Source organism: Sphingomonas sp. Leaf407, from assembly GCF_001425385.1.
Classification (GTDB): Bacteria; Pseudomonadota; Alphaproteobacteria; order Sphingomonadales; family Sphingomonadaceae; genus Sphingomonas.
Window position 1 is genome coordinate 93,997 of record NZ_LMQO01000005.1, and the last position, 24,124, is coordinate 118,120.

The 24,124-nt window shown below is 70.0% G+C and carries 23 protein-coding genes; 12 read left to right on the forward strand and 11 right to left on the reverse strand.

Annotation, left to right across the window (positions count from 1 at the left end; genetic code table 11):
- Nucleotides 1-12: 12 nt before the first annotated feature.
- The 3 genes from nudC to ASG37_RS14565 are packed head-to-tail and all read right to left on the reverse strand — an operon-like array spanning nucleotide 13 to nucleotide 3,238.
- A complete protein-coding gene (gene nudC / locus ASG37_RS14555) occupies nucleotides 13-882 on the reverse strand; it encodes an NAD(+) diphosphatase (protein WP_055761849.1) in 870 nt (289 codons plus the stop codon).
- Nucleotides 879-2,210 carry a serine hydrolase domain-containing protein gene (locus ASG37_RS14560; protein WP_055761852.1) on the reverse strand — a complete coding sequence of 444 codons (1,332 nt, stop codon included), beginning with the start codon at nucleotides 2,208-2,210 and terminating at the stop codon, nucleotides 879-881. The genes nudC and ASG37_RS14560 overlap by 4 nt, the downstream gene beginning before the upstream one ends.
- Nucleotides 2,204-3,238 (reverse strand): A/G-specific adenine glycosylase, encoded by a 1,035-nt coding sequence (locus ASG37_RS14565; RefSeq protein WP_055761854.1) that lies wholly within the window; start codon nucleotides 3,236-3,238, stop codon nucleotides 2,204-2,206. The genes ASG37_RS14560 and ASG37_RS14565 overlap by 7 nt, the downstream gene beginning before the upstream one ends.
- Nucleotides 3,239-3,266: 28 nt before the next feature.
- Here ASG37_RS14565 and ASG37_RS14570 point away from each other — a divergent pair, with 28 nt between their 5' ends.
- The 4 genes from ASG37_RS14570 to ASG37_RS14585 are packed head-to-tail and all read left to right on the forward strand — an operon-like array spanning nucleotide 3,267 to nucleotide 8,705.
- A complete protein-coding gene (locus tag ASG37_RS14570; RefSeq protein ID WP_055761856.1) occupies nucleotides 3,267-3,800 on the forward strand; it encodes a DUF721 domain-containing protein in 534 nt (177 codons plus the stop codon).
- Nucleotides 3,800-4,495, forward strand: coding sequence for a thioredoxin domain-containing protein (locus ASG37_RS14575; RefSeq protein ID WP_055761860.1), 696 nt, complete (start codon nucleotides 3,800-3,802; stop codon nucleotides 4,493-4,495). Before ASG37_RS14570 ends, ASG37_RS14575 begins: the two co-directional genes overlap by 1 nt.
- Nucleotides 4,496-4,521: 26 nt before the next feature.
- On the forward strand, nucleotides 4,522-5,250 hold the full coding sequence (locus tag ASG37_RS14580) for a thioredoxin domain-containing protein (protein ID WP_055761863.1): 729 nt from the start codon (nucleotides 4,522-4,524) through the stop codon (nucleotides 5,248-5,250).
- Nucleotides 5,251-5,294: 44 nt separating this feature from the next.
- The gene (locus ASG37_RS14585) at nucleotides 5,295-8,705 is read left to right on the forward strand and encodes a chromosome segregation SMC family protein (protein WP_055761866.1); all 3,411 of its coding nucleotides are present in this window, start codon (nucleotides 5,295-5,297) and stop codon (nucleotides 8,703-8,705) included.
- A gap of 300 nt (nucleotides 8,706-9,005) precedes the next feature.
- Here the strand turns inward: ASG37_RS14585 and ASG37_RS14590 are convergent, their stop codons facing one another.
- The gene (locus ASG37_RS14590; protein ID WP_055761869.1) at nucleotides 9,006-10,115 is read right to left on the reverse strand and encodes a glycosidase; all 1,110 of its coding nucleotides are present in this window, start codon (nucleotides 10,113-10,115) and stop codon (nucleotides 9,006-9,008) included.
- Nucleotides 10,112-10,402 carry a chorismate mutase gene (locus tag ASG37_RS14595; RefSeq protein ID WP_055761872.1) on the reverse strand — a complete coding sequence of 97 codons (291 nt, stop codon included), beginning with the start codon at nucleotides 10,400-10,402 and terminating at the stop codon, nucleotides 10,112-10,114. Before ASG37_RS14595 ends, ASG37_RS14590 begins: the two co-directional genes overlap by 4 nt.
- 137 nt (nucleotides 10,403-10,539) lie before the next feature.
- Here ASG37_RS14595 and ASG37_RS14600 point away from each other — a divergent pair, with 137 nt between their 5' ends.
- The gene (locus tag ASG37_RS14600) at nucleotides 10,540-11,553 is read left to right on the forward strand and encodes a polyprenyl synthetase family protein (RefSeq protein ID WP_055761875.1); all 1,014 of its coding nucleotides are present in this window, start codon (nucleotides 10,540-10,542) and stop codon (nucleotides 11,551-11,553) included.
- 121 nt (nucleotides 11,554-11,674) lie between these two features.
- Nucleotides 11,675-12,082, forward strand: coding sequence for a hypothetical protein (locus ASG37_RS14605; protein ID WP_055761878.1), 408 nt, complete (start codon nucleotides 11,675-11,677; stop codon nucleotides 12,080-12,082).
- 138 nt (nucleotides 12,083-12,220) lie between these two features.
- Here the strand turns inward: ASG37_RS14605 and ASG37_RS14610 are convergent, their stop codons facing one another.
- Nucleotides 12,221-12,772 (reverse strand): YkgJ family cysteine cluster protein, encoded by a 552-nt coding sequence (locus tag ASG37_RS14610; protein ID WP_055761882.1) that lies wholly within the window; start codon nucleotides 12,770-12,772, stop codon nucleotides 12,221-12,223.
- Between the two features lie 179 nt (nucleotides 12,773-12,951).
- Between ASG37_RS14610 and ASG37_RS14615 the strand changes: the two genes are divergently transcribed.
- Nucleotides 12,952-14,244, forward strand: a complete 1,293-nt coding sequence (locus ASG37_RS14615; protein WP_268795748.1) for a dicarboxylate/amino acid:cation symporter — start codon at nucleotides 12,952-12,954, stop codon at nucleotides 14,242-14,244.
- Nucleotides 14,245-14,314: 70 nt separating this feature from the next.
- Nucleotides 14,315-15,808, forward strand: coding sequence for a family 43 glycosylhydrolase (locus ASG37_RS14620; RefSeq protein ID WP_055761885.1), 1,494 nt, complete (start codon nucleotides 14,315-14,317; stop codon nucleotides 15,806-15,808).
- A 689-nt stretch (nucleotides 15,809-16,497) separates the two neighbouring features.
- Here the strand turns inward: ASG37_RS14620 and ASG37_RS14625 are convergent.
- Nucleotides 16,498-17,487: an NAD(P)H-dependent flavin oxidoreductase gene (locus ASG37_RS14625; protein ID WP_055762421.1), complete on the reverse strand. Its 990-nt coding sequence runs from the start codon at nucleotides 17,485-17,487 to the stop codon at nucleotides 16,498-16,500.
- Nucleotides 17,488-17,576: 89 nt separating this feature from the next.
- Here ASG37_RS14625 and ASG37_RS14630 point away from each other — a divergent pair, with 89 nt between their 5' ends.
- Nucleotides 17,577-17,993: a secondary thiamine-phosphate synthase enzyme YjbQ gene (locus ASG37_RS14630; protein WP_055762424.1), complete on the forward strand. Its 417-nt coding sequence runs from the start codon at nucleotides 17,577-17,579 to the stop codon at nucleotides 17,991-17,993.
- A 157-nt stretch (nucleotides 17,994-18,150) separates the two neighbouring features.
- On the opposite strand, the gene ASG37_RS14635 is transcribed toward ASG37_RS14630, so the two are convergent.
- Together ASG37_RS14635 and ASG37_RS14640 are read right to left on the reverse strand one after the other, a co-directional pair.
- Nucleotides 18,151-18,942 (reverse strand): polysaccharide lyase, encoded by a 792-nt coding sequence (locus ASG37_RS14635; RefSeq protein WP_055761888.1) that lies wholly within the window; start codon nucleotides 18,940-18,942, stop codon nucleotides 18,151-18,153.
- The gene (locus ASG37_RS14640; RefSeq protein WP_055761891.1) at nucleotides 18,939-20,183 is read right to left on the reverse strand and encodes an aspartate kinase; all 1,245 of its coding nucleotides are present in this window, start codon (nucleotides 20,181-20,183) and stop codon (nucleotides 18,939-18,941) included. Before ASG37_RS14640 ends, ASG37_RS14635 begins: the two co-directional genes overlap by 4 nt.
- Nucleotides 20,184-20,237: 54 nt before the next feature.
- Between ASG37_RS14640 and ubiG the strand changes: the two genes are divergently transcribed.
- Nucleotides 20,238-21,005 (forward strand): bifunctional 2-polyprenyl-6-hydroxyphenol methylase/3-demethylubiquinol 3-O-methyltransferase UbiG, encoded by a 768-nt coding sequence (gene ubiG, locus ASG37_RS14645; RefSeq protein ID WP_082448517.1) that lies wholly within the window; start codon nucleotides 20,238-20,240, stop codon nucleotides 21,003-21,005.
- Between the two features lie 79 nt (nucleotides 21,006-21,084).
- On the opposite strand, the gene ASG37_RS14650 is transcribed toward ubiG, so the two are convergent.
- Nucleotides 21,085-21,630 (reverse strand): hypothetical protein, encoded by a 546-nt coding sequence (locus ASG37_RS14650; RefSeq protein WP_055761893.1) that lies wholly within the window; start codon nucleotides 21,628-21,630, stop codon nucleotides 21,085-21,087.
- 105 nt (nucleotides 21,631-21,735) lie between these two features.
- Between ASG37_RS14650 and ASG37_RS14655 the strand changes: the two genes are divergently transcribed.
- Nucleotides 21,736-22,152: a DUF1810 domain-containing protein gene (locus tag ASG37_RS14655; protein WP_055761896.1), complete on the forward strand. Its 417-nt coding sequence runs from the start codon at nucleotides 21,736-21,738 to the stop codon at nucleotides 22,150-22,152.
- A gap of 28 nt (nucleotides 22,153-22,180) precedes the next feature.
- Here ASG37_RS14655 and ASG37_RS14660 read toward each other — a convergent pair whose 3' ends face one another.
- Nucleotides 22,181-23,374: a PQQ-dependent sugar dehydrogenase gene (locus ASG37_RS14660; protein WP_082448519.1), complete on the reverse strand. Its 1,194-nt coding sequence runs from the start codon at nucleotides 23,372-23,374 to the stop codon at nucleotides 22,181-22,183.
- A gap of 188 nt (nucleotides 23,375-23,562) precedes the next feature.
- Here ASG37_RS14660 and rimP point away from each other — a divergent pair, with 188 nt between their 5' ends.
- Entirely contained in the window at nucleotides 23,563-24,123 is a 561-nt protein-coding gene (gene rimP, locus ASG37_RS14665) for a ribosome maturation protein RimP (protein WP_055761899.1), read from the forward strand.
- Nucleotide 24,124 lies beyond the last annotated feature (1 nt).

Genomic DNA, 24,124 nt, shown 5'->3' on the forward strand with positions numbered 1-24,124 from the left:
GCCGGCCCCCGCTCAAACGGCGGCATCGCCCCCGTCGAGCCATGCCCTGAGCAGGCTGTGCGCGATCGCATAGGCAGGCGGCGCGAGGAACGGCGCACCGTCCTCCCCCGCCAGTGCCGCGCGCAACCCGGCGCGGTCGACCCACATCGCATCCTCCAGCTCCTGCCCGTCGATCGCCAGCGTGGGCGCCGTGGCAGTCGCGATACAGCCGATCATCAGTTGCGACGGGAACGGCCATGGCTGGCTCGCGACATAGCGCACCGCCACCACCCGTACCCCGGCCTCCTCCATCACCTCGCGCGCGACCGCTTCCTCGATCGATTCACCCACTTCGACGAAACCGGCGAGCGTCGAATAGCGCCCCGCCGGCCACGACGGCTGCCGTCCGAGCAGCACCTGCCCGTCATGCTCGACGGCCATGATGACCACCGGATCGGTACGCGGAAAATGCTGCGTCTCGCACGTCGCGCACGCCCGTGCCCAGCCGCCGCGCGTGACCGTGCTGCGGCTCCCGCAGCGCGCACAGAAGCCATGGCGGCCATGCCAGTCGAGCAGGCTGCGCGCGATGCCGTACAGCGCGACCTCGTCCCCCGGCAGCTCCGCCAGCGCCGCCATCAGCGCGGGCGATCGCATCGCCGGCTGCGTGGCATCGCCCGCCCCGGCGACGAACAGCGGCGCTCCGTCCAACTCACCCAGCCACAGCGCGTCGCCCCGCGCCGGGTCCATCGGCGTCAGCGCCAGCCGCCCGTCCTCGATCGACGGTTCCAGATTGCCCAGCACCAGCAGCCGCGCCGCCGGATCGGCGAGCGCGGCGGCGAAGGCGGCGGGATCGTCACGCTCGTGATCGCCACGCACCAGCCTTGCCGCGGTAAAGCCGATCATCGGACCGGCTGCGCCAGATCGCTCGCCAGCGCCCTGACCAGATCGGTACGCAGCGGCCAGCGGTCCGCCGGGAAATAATTGACCATGACGGTGCCGCGCAGCCGCCGCGCCGGATCGACGAACGCGATCGTCCCCGCCGCCCCGCCCCAGCCATAAGTCCCCTTGGCCGGACGGCCGGGCAGCGATTCGAGATAGACCGATCCGCCCGCGCCGAAGCCCATCTTCGGTCCCGCCTCACCGCCGGTCCCGCCATCGACCCCGCCGAAGGTCACGCCGTCGGGCAGCAGGTTCGACATGCCCAGCGCCACCGTCTCGGGCTTCATCACCCGTCTGCCGTCCAGCGTGCCACCGTTCAGCAGCATGTGCAGGAACCGGTCGTAATCGCGCGCCGAACTGACCAGCCCCGCGCCACCATAGGGAAAGCTCGGCCGCTGGAGGAACACCGAGGTCGCCGCCGGATCGACCGGGATCATCGTGTCGCCGGCAAAGGCATAGTTGGTCGCCAGCCGCGCCTTGGCGCTGTCGGGCACCTGAAAGAACGTCGAGGTCATGCCCAGCGGACCGAACATCCGCGTCTGCAGGAACCGCTCGAACGACATGCCGCTCGCCACCTCGATCACCCGGCCCAGCACGTCGAGGCCGATCGAATAGCTCCATGTCGTCCCCGGATCGGCGATCAACGGCAGGCCGGCGACGCGGTTGGCGAATTCCTCCAGCGACGTCGGCCGCGCCTTGGCCATCGCCACCTCGGCCTGCGCGTTGACCGACGCCGGGATGATACCCAGCCGCTCATATTCCTTGAGGAGCGGCCCCTTGGTGACGATGTTGTAGCCAAGCCCGGCGGTATGCGTCAGCAGGTGGCGCACGGTGATCGGCCGCGCCGCCGGACGGCTGGCGAGCGAATTGTTCGGATCGGTCAGCACCCGCATATTCCTGAACGCCGGGATGAAGTCGCCGATCGGCTGGTCGAGCTTCAGCTTGCCGTCCTCGACCAGCATCATCGCCGCCATGCCGGTGATCGGCTTGGTCATCGAATAGACGCGCCACAGCGTATCGGCGTCGACCGGCCGCGCGTTGGCATCGGCGGCGGTGCGTCCGGCGGCGTGGATACTGGTCCAGTCCGGCCCGCCGACCGCGATGACGATGCCCGGCGCCTTCTTGGTCGCGACATAATCACGCGCCAGCGCCTCGGTCGCGGGCAGGCTGCGCGTCGCTGCCGGGCGGGGTTGGGGGGCATGGGGCGGCGCGGTCTGCGCCGCCATCGGTGTCGCCAGCAGCAGCGCGAGCGACGCAGTCGCCCCGCCCAGTGCCCGGATTGTCGTCAGCATCGCATTCCCTCCACCAGCGGCACGGCCCGCGCGAACAGCGTCGGCAACCCGGCATCGGCGATTGCCGCCACCGGCCACCATTCGCCGTCCAGACCTTCGGGTGCTGCATCCGCCACCATGACGGTGCAGGCAAGATCGAAATGGGTGAAGCCGTGGTGCACCACCCCTACGGTGCGCCACGCGCCCTCGAACGGCGCGCCCGCCGTCCCCGGCGGCACATCCTCCCACGGCCCGGTCGGCAGCGCGCGCATGCCGCCCAGCATCCCCTTGTCGGGCCGCCGCACCAGCAGCACCGCGCCATCGCGCTCGGCCCAGAACAAGGTGCCGTGGCGCTGCGGCTTCGCCTTCTTCGCCGCCTTGACCGGATAGGCATCGGGCGTGCCGGCGGCATGCGCGGCGCAGGCCATACGCAAGGGACATAACAAGCATTTGGGGCTGCGCGCGGTACACACGCCCGACCCCAGATCCATCATTCCTTGCGCGAAATCCCCCGCCCGCGCGTCGGGCGTGATCGAATCGGTCGCGGCGCGGATCGCCGGACGCGCACCGGGCAACGGTTGCGCTATCGCGAACAGCCGGCTCACCACCCGCTCGACATTGGCGTCGACCACCACCGCCCGCCGGGCGAACGCGATCGCGGCGATCGCGGCGGCGGTATAATCGCCGATGCCGGGAAGCTTTCGCAGTTCGCTTTCACTATCCGGCAGATGCCCCAGCGCCGCCACCACCCGCGCACATTTCAGCAGATTGCGGGCGCGCGCATAATAGCCAAGCCCCGCCCACGCCGCCATCACCTCGCCGTCATCGGCCGCCGCCAGCGCCGCGAACGACGGCCAGCGCGCGCTCCACCCCTCGAAATACGGCCGGACCGTCGCGACCTGCGTCTGTTGCAGCATCACCTCGGACAGCCACACCCGATACGGGTCGGGCGGCGGCGATCCCGGCGGGCTACGCCATGGCAGGCTGCGATGATGCCGGTCGTACCAGTCGAGCAGAAGATCGGCGACAGAGAGATGCTTGGCGTCCACGCCGGCTCTATGGCATGGGTCGGCGACAATGACGACGCGCACCCGCCCGCACCCGACGATTCCCGAACCCCGCCGCCGGGGGACCATGCGCCCGGTCAGCGAGCTGCTGCCCGACATCGGCGGCACCGCGTTCCGCAAGTTCGGCTTCGTCCAGTCGGCGGTGGTCAGCCGCTGGGGCGAGATCGTCGGCGATCGCTTCGCGCGCGTGTCGGCCCCCGAATCGATCCGCTTCCCGCCGGGCAAGCGCGCCGACGGCGTGCTGACGCTCACCGTATCGGGCGCGCACGGCACGATGATGCAGCATATCGCGCCCGAGATCATGGAACGGGTCAACCGCTTCTTCGGCTATGGCGCGGTCGCCCGGCTCCAGTTCCGCCACGGCGAGGTCCGCCCGCGCCGCGCGCTGCCGCCCAGGCGGGAGGCACCGGTGATCCCGGCCGACATGGGCGACAGCCTGCGCGACATCGCCGACCCCGAACTGAAGGCGGTGCTGACCGCGCTCGCCGGCGCGGTCGCCGCACCCCCGCCCCCCGCCATTCCCATATTGGGCAAGGTTCGCTGATGCGTATCCTCCTCCTCGTCTTTTCGTTCCTGCTGGCGCTGGTCGGCCTGCCGCACGGCACCGCCCATGCCGCACCGCGCCCCGCCGACGCGCGCGACTGGACGACCAGCATCGTCTTCACGCCCGACGGCCGGGTGCAGGTCGGCAATCCGGCGGCGAAGGTCACGCTCACCGAATGGCTGAGCTACACCTGTTCGCACTGCGCCGACTTCGCCGCCGAATCGAAGGTCGAGCTGCACGCGCTGATCCGCTCGGGCAAGGTACGCGTCGATTATCGCACGATGCCGCGCGACGCGCTCGACCTTGCCGCCGGGCTGCTGGTGCGCTGCGCCGGCCCCGCCAAATTCCTCCGCCTCCACGACGCGGTGTTCGCCGGACAGAAGGCGATGCTCGATCGGGCGCAGGCGTTCGCCGCCACCCCGCCCGCGCAGCAACCGGCCGCGACGATCGGCGCGCGGCTGGTGCAACTGGCCGACGCCACGCCGCTGCGCGCCATCGGCCGGGCGGCGGGCGTCACCGACGCCGCCTATACCGCCTGCCTGAACGACGACGCCGCGCAGAAGCGCGTCATTGCCGTCGCCGAAGCCGCGCAGACCGCCAATATCGCGAGCACCCCCACCTTCGAGGTGAACGGCCGCCGCGTCGAGGCGCACGGCTGGGCGGCATTGAAGCCGCAACTCGTCGCCACCCGTTAGACTGTCAGCAAAAGAGTATCGCCCCCATGCGTTTCCTCCCTCCCCTGCTCGCGCTCGTTGCCCTGTCGGCCTGTGGCGGCGGTGACGCCGCCGGCAACGCCACCACCGCTACCCCGGTCGCGGGCGTCGCCGCGCCCGCCGGCAAGCCGTGGACCGAAACGGTCGCGGTCACGCCCGAGGGCGGCTATCGCATCGGCAACCCCGATGCCGCGATCAAGCTGGTCGAATATGGCTCGCGCACCTGCCCGACCTGCGGCGCCTTCGCGCGCGAGGGCAACGAACCGCTCATCGCCAACTATGTCTCGACCGGCAAGGTCAGCTTCGAATTCCGCGACTTCGCGGTCCATGGCGCGCCCGATCTCGCCGCCGCCGTGCTCGGCCGCTGCAACGGCACCGCCACCTTCTTCCCGCTCTTGGAAGCGATGTACCAGGACCAGCTCGCCACGCTCGACCGGATGCAGGCGATCCCGCAGGCCGAACAGGCCCGGCTCCAGTCGATCCCGCCGGTGCAGGCGATCGCCGGCTGGGCCGATGCGGCGGGCTTCGTCGATTTCGTCAAGCAGCGCGGCGTCCCCGAAGCGAAGGCACGCGAATGCCTGCGCGACCAGAAGCTGATCGATCAGGTGGTCAAGATCACCGAGGAAGGCGGCGCGACCGTCACCGGCACCCCCACCTTCCTCATCAACGGCGAAAAGGTCGAGAACGCCGTACAGTGGAAGGACATCGAAGCCGCGCTGAAGGGCGCCGGCGCCTGACGCACCCGGCTCCCCCCCCGAGACGGGGAGGGGAGCAGCGAACGATGGCCACCGACCCGCCACCCCCCGCCCTCACCATCCGCCGGCTGCGCCTCACCGGCTTCAAGAGCTTCGTCGATCCCGCCGAACTGGTGATCGAACCCGGCCTGACCGGCGTCGTCGGCCCCAATGGCTGCGGCAAGTCCAACCTCCTCGAAGCGCTGCGCTGGACCATGGGCGAGAACAGCGCGAAATCGCTGCGCGGCGCGGGGATGGAGGACGTCATCTTCGCCGGCACCGCCACCCGCCCGCCACGCGACTTCGCCGAAGTCGCGATTCTGGCGGAGGATTCGGCGGGCGACGAGGTGGAGATCGTCCGCCGGATCGAGCGCGGGGCCGGTTCGGCCTATCGCATCAACGGCCGCGACGTGCGTGCGAAGGACGTCGGCCTGCGCTTCGCCGATGCCGCGACCGGCGCGCATTCGCCCGCATTGGTCAGCCAGAACCGCATCGGCGCGGTCATCGCCGCCCGCCCGTCCGAACGCCGCGCGATGCTGGAGGAAGCGGCGGGCATCGCCGGGCTGCACGTCCGCCGGCGTGATGCCGAGGCGAAACTGCGCGCCACCGAAGCCAACCTCGAACGGCTGGGCGAACTCCTCGCCGAACAGGACGCGCGCATCGCCGCACTGCGTCGGCAGGCGAAGGCGGCGATGCGCTACCGCGACCTGACGGCCCGCATCCGCGTCGCAGAAGCGCGCGCGCTCTACGCCCGCTGGCGCGACGCGGCAGCGCGCGCCGATGCCACCCGCGCCGCTGCCCGCGCCGCCGACGCCGCCGTCGTCGTCGCCCATGCGGCGCAGGAACAGGCCGCCACCGCGCAGACCCACGCCACCGCCACCCTCGCCACCACCCGCACCGCCGCGCAGTCGCTCCACACTCGCCTGTCCGAAGCGCAGCACGCCCGCGACGCCGCGCAGGCCCGCCTCGCCAGCGCCACCCGCCGCGTGGCCGACCTGACCGCACAGGCCGATCGCCTGACCGCCGACCACGCCCGCGAATCGCTGCTGGCGCAGGACGCCGCCGCCGCCATCGCCCGCCTCACCGACGAAGCCGACCGCCTGATCCAAGCGCTCGCCGACGCCCGCACCCGCCGCCCCGCGCTCGACGCAGGCCTCGCCACCGCCGAACGCGACGCGCTGACCGCCAGCGAAGCCCACGCCGCCGCGCTCGCCGCGCAGGCCGCCGAAATCGCCGAGGCCCGCGTCGCCACCGCCGCGCGCGATGCCGCCCGCGCCCGCCTCGACCGCGCCGACCGCGACGCCGCGCGCATCGCCGCCGAAGCCGCCACCCAGCACTCGCTCGCTCCACTCCTCGCCGAACGCGATTCGGCGCATGCCGCCCGCACCACCGCGATCACCGCTGCCGAGGATGCCCGCGCGGCGATCGCCCGCGCCGACGCCGACGATCGCGCCGCGCGCGATACCCGCGCCGCCGCACAGGCCACCCGCGCTGCTGCCGCCGCCGAACTGGCGGCCACCGATGCCGAGATCGCCGCGCTCGACCGCGCGCTGCGCCGGTCGGGCACCACCCGGCTGATCGACACGATCCGGGTCGAGCCGGGCCATGAACGCGCGCTTGCCGCCGCCCTCGGCGACGATCTCGACGCCGGCATCGATCCCGCCGACGACCGCCACTGGGCCGATGCCGAGAATCCCGCCCCGCCGCCCGCCGGCAGCCTCGCCGCGCATGTCGTCGCCCCGCGCCTTGCCGCGCGGCTGGCGCAGGTACTGCTGGTCGAGCGCGACGACGGCCGCCCGCTCGCCCTCGGCCAACGTCTCGTGACGCTTGCCGGCGATCTGCGCCGCTGGGACGGCTATGCCGCGCGCGCCGGATCGGGCGCGGCGGCGGCCGAGCGCCTCGCCCGTGCCAACCGGTTGCGCGCGTTGCAGGGTGCCCGCGCCACCTTAGCCGACCGCCGCAACGCCGCTGATGCCGCGCTGAACGCCGCCGACACCGCGATCACCACCGCGCAAACGAACCTCGCTTCCGCCCGCACCGCGCTCGACGCCGCCGACAGCGTCGCGCGCACCGCGACCCGCGCCGAGGATCGCGCCATCGCCGCGATCGAACGCGCGCAGGGTCGCGCCGACGACCTCGCCGCCCGCGCCGATCGCATCGCCCGTGACGTGGCCGATGCCCGCGCCGACCTGTCGAGCGCGGACATGATCGTCGCCCACCTGCCCGACGGCACCGCCACCCGCACCCGCGTCACCGACGCCGCCACCGCCGCCGACACCGCCCGCGCGAACGTCGCCGCCGCCCGCGCCGATGCGCTCGCCAACGCCTCCGCCGAGCGCGCCAACCACGCCCGCCTCACCGCCACAGCCAGCGAACGCACCGGCTGGCAGGGCCGCGCTGCGCAGGCCGCCGGCCGGCTGCAAGAGATCGCGGCGCTCGCCGCCACCCTCGCCGCCGACCGCGCGAGCCTCGCCGACCGCCCGCAGCGGCTGGCCGCCGACCTCGCCGCCGCCGAGCGCGACCTCGCCGCCCTACGCCCCGCCGCCGCACAGGCCCATGCCGCCGAAGCGGCCGCCGCCACCGACCTGCGCACCGCCGATACCGCGCTCGCCCGCGCGTCCGAAGCGCTCGCCACCGCGCGCGAGGCCCGCGCCGGCACCGCCGCCCGTGCCGAGGCCGACAACCAGCGCCGCCGCGACACCGCCCGCGAATCGGGCGAGCGCTTTCAGTGCCCGCCGGTGCTGCTCCCCGCGACCGGCTTCCCCGCCGCCGAGGTCGGCGCGGCCGACACCGAAGCCGCGACCCACGACCGGCTGATCGCCGAGCGCGACCGGATCGGCGCGGTCAACCTGATCGCCGAGAGCGAACTGGCCGAACTGGAGGCGGCACAAGGGTCGGCGGCCCGCGACCGCGCCGATCTCACGCATGCAATCGCCCAGTTGCGCGGCTCGGTCGCGACGCTCAACCGCGAGGGGCGGCAACGCCTGCTCGCCGCCTTCACCGCTGTCGACGCGCATTTCCGCCGGCTCTTCGCCGCGTTGTTCGACGGGGGGCAGGCCGAACTGGCGCTGGTCGATTCGGACGATCCGCTGGAGGCCGGCCTCGAAATCCTCGCCCAGCCGCCCGGCAAGCGGTTGCAGTCGCTGACCCTGCTGTCGGGCGGCGAACAGGCGCTGACCGCCGTCGCGCTGATCTTCGCGCTGTTCCTCACCAACCCCGCGCCGATCTGCGTGCTGGACGAGGTCGACGCGCCGCTCGACGACGCCAACATCGACCGTTTCTGCGACCTGCTCGACCGGATGGCGGCCGACACCGACACCCGCTACCTGATCGTCACCCACAACGCCGCGACGATGAGCCGCATGCACCGCCTGTTCGGCGTGACGATGGTCGAACGCGGCATCAGCCGGCTGGTGTCGGTCGATCTGGGGGGCGCGACGACGCTGGTGGCGAGTTGATTCACGCGAAGGCGCGAAGGGCGCGAAGCAGGGCTGGTTCACGCGGAGGCGCGGAGACGCGGAGGGGTTGCGTCTGCCGCGATAGCGGCTCTTCCTTATCGGACGGCAGCAGGGGTGAGGCTTCGCCGGATCGGTAACGCCGGCCTTACCCGGAACCTCTCTGCGCCTCTGCGCCTCTGCGCCTCTGCGCGAAAAACCCTTCCTTACGACGCATCCGAACCGAACACTGCTCCAACGCAGCCACCCCGGCCCCCAAGCACGCAACCCCTCCGCGTCTCCGCGCCTCCGCGTGAACCAAATCTACCCCAGCAACCGCCCCGACATCCGCGTCAGCCGGCACGCCAGATCCGCCTCCCCCGACGCCACGATCCAGTCCCCCCCGTCGCGCACGATGCCGGTCGTGAACACCACCGGCTGCGGCAGATACGCCTGATGCGCGATCGGCGCGATCAGCGAAGGCGCCGCCTCCAGCACCGCCCGCGTCTCGTCGCGCTCCAGCACCTCCCGCGCATCGGCCGACAGGAGCGCGCGATAGGTACGATACACCCCGACCGCGCCCTGTTTCTCGACCCCGTGGTACAGCAGCATCCACCCGTCCTTCACCCGCACCGGCGGCGTCCCCCCGCCCAGCTTGTAGGCCGCCGCGCCCTTCAAGGGCCGCAGCGCCGGCGCGGCCAGCGGCTTCCAGTGCAGCATATCGGGCGAGGTCGCGAGGTTGATGCTCGGCCCGCTTCCCTCGGGCGAATCGGGTGCGGACACGAACCAGGCATCGGACAGCGGCCGGGTCAGCGTCGCATAACCATCGCCGACGCGCCCCTCGAACGGCACCATGTCCTTGTTGCCATGGTCGAGCACGATCCCCTCGCTCGTCCAGTCGAACCCGTCGCCCGACCGGTACAGCACGCTGCACAGCCGCCCGCCCGACACGCCGCACACCGTCATCCAGTAGGTGCCGTCGATCGCCACGATCCGCGGGTCCTCGACACCATATTGCGCATAGTCCGCCGACGGTTCGACCGCGCGGTCGTAATGCACCGCCACCACCCGGCCGCCATCGCCCGACAGTTCCACCGGCAACAGCCACGACAGCGAGGTCAGGCCAAGGAACGGATAGGCCCCGCCCTTCAACGAAAAGAAGCGCGGATCGCTGACATCCGCCGCCGCCGCATCGAACGAATCGAGCGTATAGCCCGCCGGCGTCCAACGAATCGACCGCACCCGCCCATCCCGAACCGGCTCGACCAGCGCCTCGGCGATCCGCACCAGCAGCAGCAGATTGCCGTTCGGCAACCGCGTCAGCGCCGGATTGAACGCGCCCAGCACAAACGTCGGCTCGGCGATGCCCCGCCGCAGCGGCGATCGCGTCAGATCGACATCGTCGGGCGCAAAGACGATCCGTTCGTCGCTCACGCCGCGCCGCCATCCTGCATCGACCGGTGATGGCGAATGACCTCGTCGATGATGAAGCGCAGGAACTTTTCCGAGAATTCGGGGTCGAGATCGGCGGCGCGCGCAAGACTGCGCAGCCGCGCGATCTGCGCCTCCTCGCGCCCCGGATCGGCCGGGGGCAGTCCCTGTTCGGCCTTGTAGCGTCCGACCGCCTGCGTCACCTTGAACCGTTCGGCCAACATGCACACGAGCGCGGCATCGATGTTGTCGATGCTCTGGCGGAAACGGTCGAGCGTCTGGTCGGGCATGGCAACATATCCTTCACGCCGGATGGGAGGGGCGGGCCGGCACCGCTTCGACTAACGCCTTTCGCGCCTGCGATTGCCCTGCGCAACCCCGCCTTTCCCTTGCGTTCGCCCGCCCGACAGGCCACATCGCTTGGGACATGACGGCTACCCTCCACCGCCTCGACAAGCGGACCGACCCCTCGCTCGATCCGATGATGGCGCTGGTCGCGGACGATATGAACCGCGTCAACGCGGTCATCCTCGATCGCATGCAGTCGAAGATCCCGCTGATCCCCGAACTCGCCGGCCACCTGATCGCGGGCGGCGGCAAGCGGATGCGGCCGATGCTGACCCTCGCCTGCGCCCGGCTGATCGGCTACGGCGGCACGCGCCACCACCTGCTCGCCGCCGCGGTCGAATTCATCCACACCGCGACGCTGCTCCACGACGACGTGGTCGACGGGTCGGACCTGCGCCGGGGCAAGCGCACCGCCAACATCATCTGGGGCAATCCCGCCAGCGTCCTGGTCGGCGACTATCTCTTCTCCAAATCCTTCGAACTGATGGTCGAGGCGGAGAGCCTCAAGGCGCTGCGCATCCTGTCGGGCGCATCGGCGATCATCGCGGAAGGGGAAGTGAACCAGCTCACCGCGATCCGCCGGATCGACACGCCCGAGGACCGCTATCTCGACATCATCGGCGCCAAGACCGCCGCGCTGTTCTCCGCCGCCTGTCGCATCGCCGCGATCGTCGCCGACCGGTCGGAAGCGGACGAGGCCGCGCTCGACGTCTATGGCCGCAACCTCGGCATCGCGTTCCAGTTGGTCGACGACGCGATCGATTACGTGTCCGACGCCGATACCATGGGCAAGGACGCCGGCGACGATTTCCGCGAAGGCAAGATGACGCTGCCCGTCATCCTCGCCTATGCGCGCGGCAACGAAGAAGCGCGCGGCTTCTGGCGCGACGCGATCTCGGGCAAGCGCGCGTCGGATACCGATTTCGCCCATGCGATCACGCTGGTGCAGGCCAGCCGCGCGGTCGACGACACGCTGGCCCGCGCGCGCCATTACGGCCAGCGCGCGATCGACTCGCTCGGCCGCTTCCCGAACGGCCCGGCCAAGGATGCGATGGTCGAAGCGGTCGAATTTGCGATCCGCCGCGCTTATTGAGAAGTACCGCGATTTCCGTCGCCTGATACGTTGTCGCAACGGATTGGTAACAATACATCCGGCATGATGGTGCCGTTGCCCGCTGTGCGGTCGGGTGACGAAACCCTGTTTCGGAAAACGCATGACCCTGATCCCGATTGCCGACGACCCCGCCTTCGCCGCGGGAATCGACCCCGCGACCCGACGGCTCGACTTCGCGCTGTTCGGCCATTGGGATCTGCCGACCGTGACGCGGTTCGAAACCGCGATCCGCGCGACGGTGGCGCGGCTGCCCTCCCTCGGCATCCGTCCGGGCGATCAGGTCGCGCTGTTCGACACCACCCGCTTCACCGTCCAGTCACCCGACGTGCTGGCGGCGCTCGGCCGCATTGCGTCCGACCCGCGCGTCACCTCGCGCCGCATCGCGCTCGTCCTCGCCAGCGCGCTGCTCAGGATGCAGGCCAAGCGGGCGATGCCGCACCTCGCCTTCTTCGACAGCCGCGACGCCGCGCTCGGCTGGCTCGCCGGCAACGAGCCGCCGCCGGCGTAGAGTCCGATCCATCCACCCCGAAATAAACGTCATCCCAGCGGAGGCTGGGATCTCCCGGGGCTGATGCGCGACAAGCGCCGCGAGAGGCCCCAGCCTTCGCTGGGGCGACGGTTCGATGCAGGTGGATCAAACGCCCTCTTAACCGAACATCCCATAGCGTTCGCGCCACCCCGCCACCTCGCCGCGCAGCGCCGCCGGCGCGGGCGCACCGGACAGGACCAGCGCGGCGACCTCCCGCTCGGGGTGCATCAGCATCTTGCGCGCGCCGTCGCTGAACCACACCGGGACCAGCCCGCCGCACAGCGCATCGAGCACCCGCCCCGCCATGCCGCTCCCGATCGCGTCGCTGCCCGGCATCAGGCGGATGTTGATCGACACCCCCTCGAAGCAATTCTGCGGCTGTCGCACGAAGTTGAGCGACACCAGCAACCCCGACCGGTCGGGCCGTGCCGCGTCGGGCAACGCCGCCACCCGCCGCCACCCGCAGAACCACGTCCGGCAGATCGTCGGCCGCACCGCATGGATCGCGCAGCCGGCATCGGTCACATGCACGCACGCCACCCCGGCGGGTTTGCTGAATTCAGGGGTGTCCACCGTCAGCACCGAGCAGCAGGCGGTACAGTCGCCGCACTCGCGCCCCGGCAACACCGGCCCCAGCAGCGTGGTTTCCAGATCGGCGGCGCTCGACATCGCCCCCGCCTGCCCCGCCCGGCGGAGCGATGCAAGGGGGCCGGCAATTCCCACGGCACCCATGGGCTTTGAAACAAATGCTTGGGGGCCGCGAAGCGGGTCTGGATTGTCCGTTCCCGCCCGACCCCCGATCTAGCAGGCTTGGCGTGCCCGACGCCGCCGTTCTGGAGCCCGCCGCCGTGACACGTTCTTCGTACCGTCTGCCGTCGTTCGGCATCCAGGTCGCGGTCGGCATGGCGGCCGGCCTCGCGCTCGGCCTCATCGCGCGCGAGCTGGGACCGGACAGCGCGCTGGCGACCACGCTCCACACCACCGGCCAGATCTTCGTCCAGTTGCTCAAAGCGCTGGTCCCGCCGCTGGTCTTCACCGCGATCGTCGGATCGGTCGCGGCGCTGCGCGACCTGACCAACGCCGCGCGGCTCGTCGCGCAGACGCTGCTGTGGTTCGCGATCACCGCGCTGATTGCGGTGTCGATCGGCATCGTGCTGGGCCTGACGCTCCAGCCCGGCCTCCACGCCGGCGTCGACCTCGCGGCGGCCAAGGTGCCGACCACCACCGGATCGTGGATCGATTTTCTGAAAGGCCTCGTCCCCGCCAACGTGCTGGGCATCGGCGCGGGCACGACCATCGCCGATGGCGTCGCCACCACCAATGTCTCGTTCAACGTGTTGCAGATCATCGTCGCCGCCGTCGCGATCGGCGCGGCGGCGGTCAGCGTGGGGGAGGCGGGCAGCGCCTTCCTGTCGTTCAACGCCTCGGCGCTCGCCATCTTCCGCCGGCTGCTGCGCTGGGTGATCGCGCTCACCCCGATCGGCTCGGCCGCGCTCGTCGGCGATGCGATCGCGCGCTACGGCTGGAGCGCGCTGTCCTCGCTCGGGCTGTTCGCGGGCGCGGTTTATCTCGGCCTCGCGCTCGTCCTGCTCGTCGTCTATCCGGCGCTCCTCGCGCTCAACGGCATTTCGCCCGGCTGGTTCTTCCGCCGCGCATGGCCCGCGATCCAGTTGGGCTTCGTCTCGCGCTCGTCGGTCGGTACGCTGCCCTTGACCGAGGAAGTGACCGAACGTGCGCTGGGCGTGCCGCGCAGCTATTCGGCCTTCGCCGTGCCGCTGGGCGCCACCACCAAGATGGACGGTTGCGCCGCGATCTATCCGGCGGTGGCGGCGATCTTCGTCGCGCAGTTCTTCGGCGTGGCGCTCCACGCCAGCGACTATGCGCTGATCGTCGTCGTCTCCGTGCTTGGCTCGGCCGCCACCGCCGGGCTGACCGGCGCGACCGTGATGCTCACGCTCACCCTCTCGACGCTCGGCCTGCCGCTAGAGGGTGCCGGGCTGCTGCTCGCGATCGATCCGATCCTCGACATGGGCCGCACCGCCGTCAACGTCGCCGGGCAGATGCTGGTCCCGACCATCGTCGCCAAGCGCGAGGGACTGCTCGCCGCGCCCGCCGATACCCCGGCGGCCACGGCCACCTAACCCACTGTTTTTCTTGGCCCGATCCTGTCAGATCGGCTATCCCCCCGGCGAACTGCCGCCCGGAGGATCGATGCCACCCCTGCTCCCGCTCGCCGCCCTCGCGCTCCTCGCCGCCGCCCCGGCGCTCGGCCAGGGCACGATCCGCAACGACCGTTTCTGGACCGACACCGCCGGCACCCCGGTCTATTCGCAGGGCGGCGGCATCCTCAAGGTCGGCACCCGCTATTACTGGTACGGCGTGAAATATGAGGAAGCGGTCGCCTACGCCCGCGATCCCACCACGCCGCACCCCAACCCCCATTTCGCCGCCGTCACCGTCTATTCCTCCGACGATCTCGTGACATGGCGCTACGAGGGCGACGCGATCAAGGCGGGGGCGGCGGGCGAGCGCTTCCCGCGCGACGCCTGGTTCGGGCGGCTAGGCGTCGCCTATCACGCCGCCACCCGCCGCTACGTCCTCGTCAGCCAGTACGGCGGCAAGGACACCGGCCCCGGCATCGTCTTCGCCACCAGCAAATCCCCCGCCGGCCCGTTCACCTTCGCCCGCCATCAGCCGGTGATCGCCAACGTCTCGACCCCGACCTCGGGCGACCAGACGCTGTTCGTCGACGACGACGGCAAACCGTATCTGGTGTTCGGCAGCGGCGGCAGCCGCCGCGACCTCTATGTCGCCCCGCTGCGGCCCGACTATCTCGGCATCGAACCCGCCACGCGCATCTACACCGCCCCCGGCGCGGGCCGCGAAGGCAATGCGATGTTCAAGCATCGTGGCATCTATTATTTCTGCTCGTCCGATCTTCACGGCTGGAACGCCTCGCGCAGCTACTGCATGCACGCCGACCGGATCACCGGCCCCTATTCGCCCGACCGGCTGCTGGAGGGGACGGCGGCGGATTTCTCGCACGTCTCGCAGAACGGCTTTTTCATCCCCGTCCACGGCAGCGCCGGAACGACGATCGTCTATGCCGGCGATCGCTGGAGCGACTTCGCCGGCAACGGCCCCGGCTACAACGTCTGGGTGCCGCTGTCGTTCGACGGCCGCACCCCGCGCTTCCATTCGCTGAGCGAATGGCACCTCGACGCAAAGCGCGGGACATGGGCCATCGGCGCGAATAACAACTATGCGCTCAACCCCGGGTTCGAGGCCGACCGGGTGACGCAGACCCAGCTCGCCGGCTGGCAGGGGAGCTGGACCAGCATCAAGGACAACAGCCCGATCGTGAACCTGCGCGACGGCCGCACCGGCCGCTGGGCGCTGACCCTGCCCCACGCCGCCCCCAGCATGGCCACCGCGACGCAGGACGTGACGCTCCCCGACGGCGACTATACCCTGCGCCTCTGGATCAGGAGCAGCGGCGGCCAGAAGGTCGCGCGCGTCTTTGCGGTCGGCCACGGCGGCGCAGAGGTGGCGCAGACCCTGTCCGGCCGCATCGACGAGTGGCGTCAAATCACGCTCCCGACCATCCCGGTCCGCACCGGCCGCGTCCAGATCGGCGTGTACAGCGAGGGGCAGGACGACCAGTGGCTCCGCATCGACGACGTGAGTCTGACGCGCAACGGGTGACGCCAGCGCACCTCCCTTCCTGACAAGGGATTCCTCTGCGAACGTCGCACCACTTCGCCCGGAAGCTTTCGTACCCCCGCGTAGGCGGGGGTCCAGAGCCCAGAAAAACAACGGTTTGGGTGCGCGGCTCTGGATCCCCGCCTGCGCGGGGACACGATCAGGGTGAGATCGTCGGAGTTTCGCAGAGGAATCCTGACAAGGGAGGGGAGAACGAAGCTTGCCGTCGCGCGCGCCAGCGCTCGCCAAACCAGTCCGAACGGCCAGCACGCCGCCCGAACCGCAACCGCCTCCGCGCGAACCAATCTTCTACAATCCGATCATCCGCATCCAACCGTCGCCCCAGCCAAGGCTGGGGCCTCAAACGGCTCCTGCGGCGCGTTATCCCCGATAAGAACCCCGACGGCCGCCGGGATGACTTCCGGGGCAATGCGGACGGATCAGACCCCGCCGAACACGCGCTGTCCTACACCCCCGCACCCATGCGACGGTCCTCCGCCACGTTCTTTGACCGCAGCGAATCCCCTCAGGTACCCCGCCGCATCCGTACCGATGGCGGACGGTGGGTCATGCCCGACCCTGCCGCCCGACGATCGCCAAACGAGGCGAAATTGCGGCGAAACCCACCGCGACGATCACGCCATTAGTGTAAACTTTGTCAACTTTGGCTGAACACCGCCCGATTGATCGACTCAGCCGATCACCCGCCGGTCGAACGCCGCCGCCGCCTCGTCCATCAACGTGGCGATGATCGCGGCGGCGCTTTCCTCCTTCGTCACCATGCCGACCGACTGGCCGGCCATCAGGCTGCCATGCTCGACATCGCCGTCGATCACCGCGCGGCGCAGCGCGCCCGCCCAGTAATGTTCGATCTGCAACTGCGCCTCGGCCATCGCGACGCCGCCTTCGTCGAGGCTCTGCGCGACCTCGCGCTGCTTGGCGGTGAACAGCTCGCCGCCCGCGTTCTTGAGCGCACGCACCGGGATGACCGGCAGGCGCGGGTCGATCTGCACGCTCGCCACCGCATCACGCGCCGATGCACGCAGGAACGCCTTCTTGAACGCCGGATGCGCGATCGATTCGGTCGCGCAGACGAATCGCGTGCCAAGCTGCACCCCGGCCGCACCCATGTCGAGATAGCCGGCGATCGCCTCGCCCCGGCCGATCCCGCCCGCGACGAACACGGGCACCTGATCCGCGACCTCGGGCAGCATCTCCTGCGCCAGCACGCTGGTGGACACGGGGCCGATATGGCCGCCGGCCTCCATCCCCTCGATCACCAGCGCGTCGACGCCCGACCGGATCAGCTTCTTCGCCAGCGCCAGCGCCGGGGCGAAGGCGATGACCTTGGCCCCCGTCGCCTTGATCGCGTCGAGCGCCCCCTTGGGCGGCAGCCCGCCGGCCAGCACGACATGGGTGACGCGGTGGCGCCCGCAGACGTCGATCAGGTCGAACAGCGCCGGGTGCATGGTGATGAGGTTGACCCCGAACGGCCGGGCCGTCCGTTCCTTCGTCGCGGCGATCTCGGCATCGAGCAGCTCGGGGGTCATCGCCCCGCACGCGATCACGCCGAAGCCGCCGGCGTTGGAGATGGCGGCGACCAGATGGCGCTCGCTCACCCACGACATCGCGCCGCACAGGATCGCAGTATCGGAGCCGAGGAAGTCGCAGCCACGGGCCATGCGGCGGGTCAGGCGTTCACGCCCGGTCGAAGGGTTCGTCATGGCCCCGCCTAGCGCGACCGGGCGGCTTCGGGCAAGCAGGCGCGATGATACGACAGGAACATGGCGAGCTGGTGGTGACGACCAACGGACAGGGGCTGGTGCTCATCACCGGTCAGGTCCGCCACTGGATCGAGGCAACCGGCATCGCCAGCGGGCTGCTGACGCTGTTCTGCCGCCACACCTCGGCGTCGCTGCTGGTGCAGGAAAATGCGAGCGAGGCGGCGCGCGACGACCTCGAACGCTATTTCCGCCACATCGCCCCCGAAAGCGACCGCTATGCGCACGGCGAGGAAGGGCCGGACGACATGCCCGCCCACCTGCGCACCGCGCTGACCGACGTATCGCTGTCGATCCCGGTGATCGGCCACCGTCCGGTGCTGGGCACGTGGCAGGGCATCTACCTGTTCGAACACCGCCGCGCCGCCCACCGCCGGCGCGTGGCGGTGCATCTCATCGGCGAATAGTCAGCGGCGGTTTGGAAACCCGCGAAAGGGCGGGTTTCGAGAGCGGTGCCGGCCCGCTCCCCGTCCCGACCACCCATAGCATATCCTGATTGGGTGGTCGGGASGGGGAGCGGGCCGGCACCGCAAAACGCGCATCGGCGCGTTTTCAAACAAGCGCTCAGCCGTCCGGTGTACGCCGGATGTGGCGGCCACGCTCGACGGCGATATTGTCAAACAGCGCATGGACCGTCGCATAACCGCCTTGTGCGTCGCGCGGAGCCCACTCGGGCGCGTTGCCGCCGTGGAAAGTGCTGAAGAGGAACAGGCTGATCCGGGCGCGGGGCACGTCGCTGCCGCGCAGCCGGATCGCCTCCTGCTGCTCGACCAGCCGGCCGTCGACGAACAATTCGACCAGCCCGTTCGCCGCCGTCGCCGGATCGTTGAGCCGGACGTGGAGCGACACCGCCTGCCAGCGACCCGGCGTAAAGTCGCCCGGCGCGACGACGACGCCATGGTCGCCATATTGGTCGCGCTGGTCCTGATGATAGCTGTAGAGTTCGGCGCGCCCCTTCGCGCGCCACATCACCCGTGCGCTCCAGCCGTCGGGCCGGATCGGATTGCCCCCCGCGACCGGCCGTTCGGGGCCGAGGCCGTGGAGCTTGCCGCCCTCGACGAACGGAAAGTCCGGATCGAACCGCACGTCGTATGACAGGGTATAGTCCGTTCCGGCTTCCCCCAGCGGGATGCTGTGGACGATCCGCTCGCTGCCCATTGCCCCGCCAACATAGGCGGCACGCAACGCATCACCACCGCCGACGCCGGCCCCGGTGGCGATCGAAAGATGCGGATCGCGCAGCAACCGTCGCGCCACCGCTCCCCCGCCCTGCTCGAACCGCTCGTCCAGCACCGGCCGCTCGGCCGGTGCCGCCGCGAGCAGCGCGGCGAACGCGAGAAGCGGCCGCAGGATCAATCCGCGTCGAGCCCGTAGGCGGTATGGAGGACGCGCACCGCCAGTTCGGTATAATCCTCCTCGATCAGCACGCTGACCTTGATCTCCGAGGTGGTGATCGCCTGGATGTTGATGCCGCGCTCGCCCAGCGTGGTGAACATCGTCGAGGCGACGCCGGCATGGCTGCGCATGCCCACGCCCACGACCGAGATCTTGGCGACCCGCGTGTCGTGCAGCACCTTGCCATAACCGATGTCGCCGCTCGCCTTGTCCAGCGTGTCGAGCGCGCGGGCCAGTTCGGCGGCGGGCACCGTGAAGGTCACGTCGGTCGATCCCGCCGAATGGGCGATGTTCTGGACGATCATGTCGACGTTGATGCCGGCATCGGCCAGCGGCGCGAAGATCGATGCGACCGCGCCGGGCCGGTCGGGGACCGCCACCAGCGTGATCTTCGCCTCGTTCTTGTCGTGGGCGATACCGGTGATGAGCTGCCGTTCCATGTCCGTCACTTCCTCTTCGCCGACGATCAGCGTTCCACGATACCCGTCCTCGTCGCGGCTGTCGTCGAACGACGACAGCACGCGCACGCGGACCTTTTCCTTCATCGCCAGCCCGACCGAGCGGGTCTGGAGTACCTTGGCGCCGACCGACGCCAGTTCGAGCATTTCCTCATACGTCACCCGCGCCAGCTTGCGCGCGCGCGGCACGATGCGCGGGTCGGTGGTATAGACGCCGTCGACGTCGGTGTAGATGTCGCAGCGGTCGGCCTGCATCGCCGCCGCCATCGCCACCGCCGACGTGTCCGATCCGCCGCGCCCGAGCGTGGTGATCCGGCCCGCCTCGCTCACGCCCTGGAAACCCGGGATCACCGCGACCTCGCCCGCCGACAGGCTTTGGTCGAGCGCGGTGGTGTCGACCGATTCGATCCGCGCGGTCGCATGCGCGTCCGACGTGCCGATCGGCAACTGCCAGCCGAGCCACGAGCGCGCCGGCACGCCGATCGCCTGCAGCGCGATGGCGAGCAGCCCGCTCGTCACCTGTTCACCCGACGAGACGACCGCGTCATATTCGCGCGGGTCGTACAGCGGCGACGCCTCGCGGCAGAAGCCGACCAGCCGGTCGGTCTCGCCCGCCATCGCCGACACGACCACCGCGACCTCGTTGCCGGCCTCGACCTCGCGCTTCACCCGGGCGGCGACGTTGCGAATACGTTCGATCCCCGCCATCGAGGTGCCACCGAACTTCATCACGATCCGCGCCATGCGTGTCTGCCATTCATCCTTGGGGGGAATGGCGGCGGCTGATAGGAGGTGCCCATGACGAACGCAAGCAACGCAATCTTTGACGCGCCTAAAGCCGTTCCCGCGCAATCAAGCGTCGTGGCACGCGAAGCGACCCATTTCGGCGCGATGGCGGCGCAGTGGTGGGACCCGAAGGGCAGCTCGGCGATGCTCCACCGGCTGAACCCGGTCCGCCTCGGCTTCGTCCGCGCGGCGGTCGACGCGCATTGGGCGGGCGACGGCGCGGGCTTCACCCCGCTTGCCGGCCGGAGCGCGCTCGACGTCGGCTGCGGTGCGGGGCTGCTCGCCGAACCGCTCGCCCGGCTGGGCGCGACCGTTACCGGAGTCGATGCCGCGCCCGAGAATATCGGCGCGGCGGCGGCGCATGCGGCCGCGATGGGGCTGCCGATCGAATATCTGGCAGGCGGCGTCGAGGCGATCGCCGGGCGTACCTTCGATCTCGTTACCTCGCTGGAGGTGATCGAACATGTCGCCGATCCCGCCGCCTTCGTGGCGGGACTGGCCGAGGCGATTGCGCCGGGCGGGTTGCTCGTCGTCTCCACGCCCAACCGCACCGCGTTGTCGCGGCTCGCGATGATTACGCTGGCCGAAGGGGTGGGGATGATTCCGCGCGGCACCCACGACTGGCAACGCTTCCTCACCCCCGACGAACTGACCGCGCATCTGCGCGAGGCCGGGCTGACCGTCTCGCCGCCCGCCGGCCTCGCCTTCTCGCCGACGCGCGGCTTCACCCTGTCCGACAACACCGCGCTCGACTATTTCCTCACCGCGACGCGGGACTGACCTATCCCGATCGAAACGGACGTCACCCCAGCGCAGGCTGGGATGACGTTTGCGGGTCGGCTGGATCAGCCCATGACACTCACTTCCGGTCGAGGTTGATGATGAACAGCGGACCGAATTCGAACGTCTGCTTGCCCGTCGCCAGTTGCAGCGAGGCCGACAGCTCGCCTGCCGCATAATCGCGGTCGGCCTTGCCCGCCACCTGCAGGAATTCGAACTGGTCGCCGACCTCGACCGGCTGGCCGAACAGGCCGGTATAGGGAGCCTTGGCCAACTGCACCGAGGCATTGGCGATCCGCGCCTTGGTGCCCGCCGCCATGCCGGTCGCCCGCGCATGGAAGGCAAGGACGAGTCGGTCGCCCTTGTTCACCGGCTGGGTCGTGGAGGAGGACAGCGAGATTTTCCACGGGTCCTTGTCGGCGGCGGGAATCACGACCCGCATCGCCTTGCCCCCGTCGACGCCCTTCACCCGCACCACCGGCGGCGGACTGCCAAGACCATAGACGCTCAGGCTGGCGGGCAATGGCGCGTTGATGACCTTTGCGGCGAAATCGTCGGCGCTCTGTGCCACCACCGGCACGGCGACCATCGCGGCCACGACGGCCACGGCTTGCAGGTATCGCATAGTCCCCTCCCAAGGATATTTGTTTGTCTGACAAGGCTAGACAACAGCATGGCCTGAAATCAAGCGATGGATTGTGCGTGGCGTCTCACCCGATAGGATGACGACATGACCGATCCGCTCGACCGATTCGTGGAAGCGCAGCGCGCGACCTGGGACCAGGCACTGGCCGAACTGGTCGAGGGCGAAAAGCGCGGCCACTGGATGTGGTTCGTCCTGCCGCAACTGCGCGGGCTGGGCTTCAGCACCATGGCGCAGCGCTATGGCATCGCCGACGTGGAGGAGGCGAAGGCGTATCTCGCGCATCCCGTCCTCGGCCCGCGACTAAGGCAAGCGGCGCAGGCGCTGCTGGCGCACGACGGCCGCGACATCGACCGTATCCTCGGCGAGGTCGACGCGATGAAGCTACGCTCGTCGATGACGTTGTTCGAGGCGGTGGCCGGGGACGACACGCCGTTCGGCGACGTCCTCGATACCTTTTATGACGGCGAACGCGACGAACAGACGCTGGAGATGCTGCGGTAGCCGACCGCCAGCGCCCGGCGACGCGGGATCAGCGCGGCGCGGTGAGTTTCAGCAACCGACCCTGCGATCCTTGCGCGCCGTCCTCGATCACCCAGATCGCGCCGTCCGGCCCCTGTTCGACGTCGCGGATGCGGGCGCCCATGTCCCACTGATCGCCCTTGGTCGCGCTGGTGCCGTTCATGTCGACGCGAATCAGCGCCTTGCTCGACAGCCCACCGATGAACAGGTCGCCGCGCCACTGGGGAAACATCGCGCCCGAATAGACGATCAGGCCACCCGGCGAGATCACCGGGTTCCAGCTCACCTTGGGCGCTTCCAGATCGGGGCGGGTCGCATGGCGCGGGATCGGCCGGCCATCGTAATGATCGCCGTCCGACACCAGCGGATAGCCATAGTTCTTGCCCGCGACGATCAGGTTGACCTCGTCGCCGCCCTTCGGCCCCATTTCCTGTTCCCACAGATTGCCCTGCGCGTCGAACGCCAGCCCCAGCAGGTTGCGGTGGCCATACGACCACACCGCCGGATGGAAGCCGCGCGCGGTGAGGCCGGGGTCGCCCGCCGGCTTGCCGTCCAGCGTCAGGCGCAGCACCTTGCCCAGCGTCGCCTTGGGGTCCTGCGCCGGATCGAACTTCTGCCGCTCGCCATTGGTGAAGAACAGATGCTGGCCATCGGGCGCAAACGCGATCCGCCCCGAATAATGGCCATCGCCGCTGACGAACGGCGTGGCGCGGAACAGCGCCTCGATCTCGCCCAGCCGCATCTCGCCGCCATTGCCACCCTCGGCCGCGCGCAGCCGCCCGCGTGCCAGCACCACGCCCTTGCCGCCGTCGCCCGCGGTCGAATAGCTGAAATACACCCGGCCGCTGGTTGCGAAGTCGGGTGCCGGCACCACGTCCATCAACCCGCCCTGCCCCGCCGAATCGACCGGAATCGTCGCCACCACCTGTCGCTGCCGGCCATCGGCGCTCAGCAGCAGCATCTGTCCGGCCTTTTCGGTCACGAGGATGCGGCCGTCGGGCAGGAATGCCAGTGCCCATGGCGATTCGAGATCGGCGACGGGCTGAACCACGAACGGCTTGCCTGCCTGCGTCGGGGCCGGGGCGGGCACGGTCGTCGCGGCGGGGGCGGGGCTGGCCGGCCCCGGCTGCGCCTCCAGTTCGCCGCCGGAATTACAGGCCGCGAGCAACGCGATGGCGGGAATCAGCGAACGGAACGGAGACATTGGCGGCCCTCATGCGACGGTATCGACAGGATAACCGGCCAACGCACGGGGTTGCGGCATGCTCCCGTTCCCTCTTGCCGGGACATGCGATTTTACCTATATGCCGGTTGCTTCCTCGACATCGTCAACGTGCCGGGGCCGGTTCCATCAGGGACCGGCAGCGAAGCGACGTAACCTGTGGAGACGGCATGGCGAATATCGCCGAACTGACGCGACTGATCGAACCGGAGGCGAAGGCGTTGGGCTTCGCCCTCGTGCGCATCAAGATGTTCGGCGGCAAGTCCGACCCGACGCTGCAGGTGATGGCCGAGCGGCCCGACACCCGCCAGCTCACGATCGACGATTGCGCCGAACTCTCGCGCCGCATCTCGGACCTGATGGACGAGAACGACCCGATCGAGGAAGCGTACCGGCTGGAGGTATCGTCGCCCGGCATCGACCGCCCGCTGACGCGCCTCGCCGATTTCGACGACTGGAAGGGATTCGAGGCGCGTGTGACGCTCGACGCGCCGATCGACAGTCGCAAGCAATTGACCGGCATCCTGATCGGCACCGAGGGCGATCATGTCACGATCGACGTGCGCAAGCACAAGGCAATGACCGTGTCCTTCGCCGCGATCATCGATGCCAAGCTCGTCATCACCGACGCGCTGCTGAAGGCGACGGCCCCGCTCTCTGTCGACGGTGCCGAGGAATATGAAGACGAACCGGCCGACGACGATGCGGCCGATCAAGAAGGACTGAACTGAC

Excerpts from the sequence above, each read along its gene's own strand:
- ASG37_RS14640 (WP_055761891.1), bottom strand. The coding sequence starts at position 20,183 with ATGGCGCGGATCGTGATGAAGTTCGGTGGCACCTCGATGGCGGGGATC.
- ASG37_RS14655 (WP_055761896.1), top strand. The coding sequence starts at position 21,736 with ATGACCGATCCGCTCGACCGATTCGTGGAAGCGCAGCGCGCGACCTGG.
- ASG37_RS14595 (WP_055761872.1), bottom strand. The coding sequence starts at position 10,402 with ATGCCCGACCAGACGCTCGACCGTTTCCGCCAGAGCATCGACAACATC.
- ubiG (WP_082448517.1), top strand. The coding sequence starts at position 20,238 with ATGACGAACGCAAGCAACGCAATCTTTGACGCGCCTAAAGCCGTTCCC.
- ASG37_RS14620 (WP_055761885.1), top strand. The coding sequence starts at position 14,315 with ATGCCACCCCTGCTCCCGCTCGCCGCCCTCGCGCTCCTCGCCGCCGCC.
- nudC (WP_055761849.1), bottom strand. The coding sequence starts at position 882 with ATGATCGGCTTTACCGCGGCAAGGCTGGTGCGTGGCGATCACGAGCGT.
- ASG37_RS14570 (WP_055761856.1), top strand. The coding sequence starts at position 3,267 with ATGACGACGCGCACCCGCCCGCACCCGACGATTCCCGAACCCCGCCGC.
- ASG37_RS14605 (WP_055761878.1), top strand. The coding sequence starts at position 11,675 with ATGACCCTGATCCCGATTGCCGACGACCCCGCCTTCGCCGCGGGAATC.
- ASG37_RS14585 (WP_055761866.1), top strand. The coding sequence starts at position 5,295 with ATGGCCACCGACCCGCCACCCCCCGCCCTCACCATCCGCCGGCTGCGC.
- ASG37_RS14610 (WP_055761882.1), bottom strand. The coding sequence starts at position 12,772 with ATGTCGAGCGCCGCCGATCTGGAAACCACGCTGCTGGGGCCGGTGTTG.
- ASG37_RS14625 (WP_055762421.1), bottom strand. The coding sequence starts at position 17,487 with ATGGCCCGTGGCTGCGACTTCCTCGGCTCCGATACTGCGATCCTGTGC.
- ASG37_RS14580 (WP_055761863.1), top strand. The coding sequence starts at position 4,522 with ATGCGTTTCCTCCCTCCCCTGCTCGCGCTCGTTGCCCTGTCGGCCTGT.
- ASG37_RS14560 (WP_055761852.1), bottom strand. The coding sequence starts at position 2,210 with ATGCTGACGACAATCCGGGCACTGGGCGGGGCGACTGCGTCGCTCGCG.
- rimP (WP_055761899.1), top strand. The coding sequence starts at position 23,563 with ATGGCGAATATCGCCGAACTGACGCGACTGATCGAACCGGAGGCGAAG.
- ASG37_RS14600 (WP_055761875.1), top strand. The coding sequence starts at position 10,540 with ATGACGGCTACCCTCCACCGCCTCGACAAGCGGACCGACCCCTCGCTC.
- ASG37_RS14575 (WP_055761860.1), top strand. The coding sequence starts at position 3,800 with ATGCGTATCCTCCTCCTCGTCTTTTCGTTCCTGCTGGCGCTGGTCGGC.
- ASG37_RS14650 (WP_055761893.1), bottom strand. The coding sequence starts at position 21,630 with ATGCGATACCTGCAAGCCGTGGCCGTCGTGGCCGCGATGGTCGCCGTG.
- ASG37_RS14660 (WP_082448519.1), bottom strand. The coding sequence starts at position 23,374 with ATGTCTCCGTTCCGTTCGCTGATTCCCGCCATCGCGTTGCTCGCGGCC.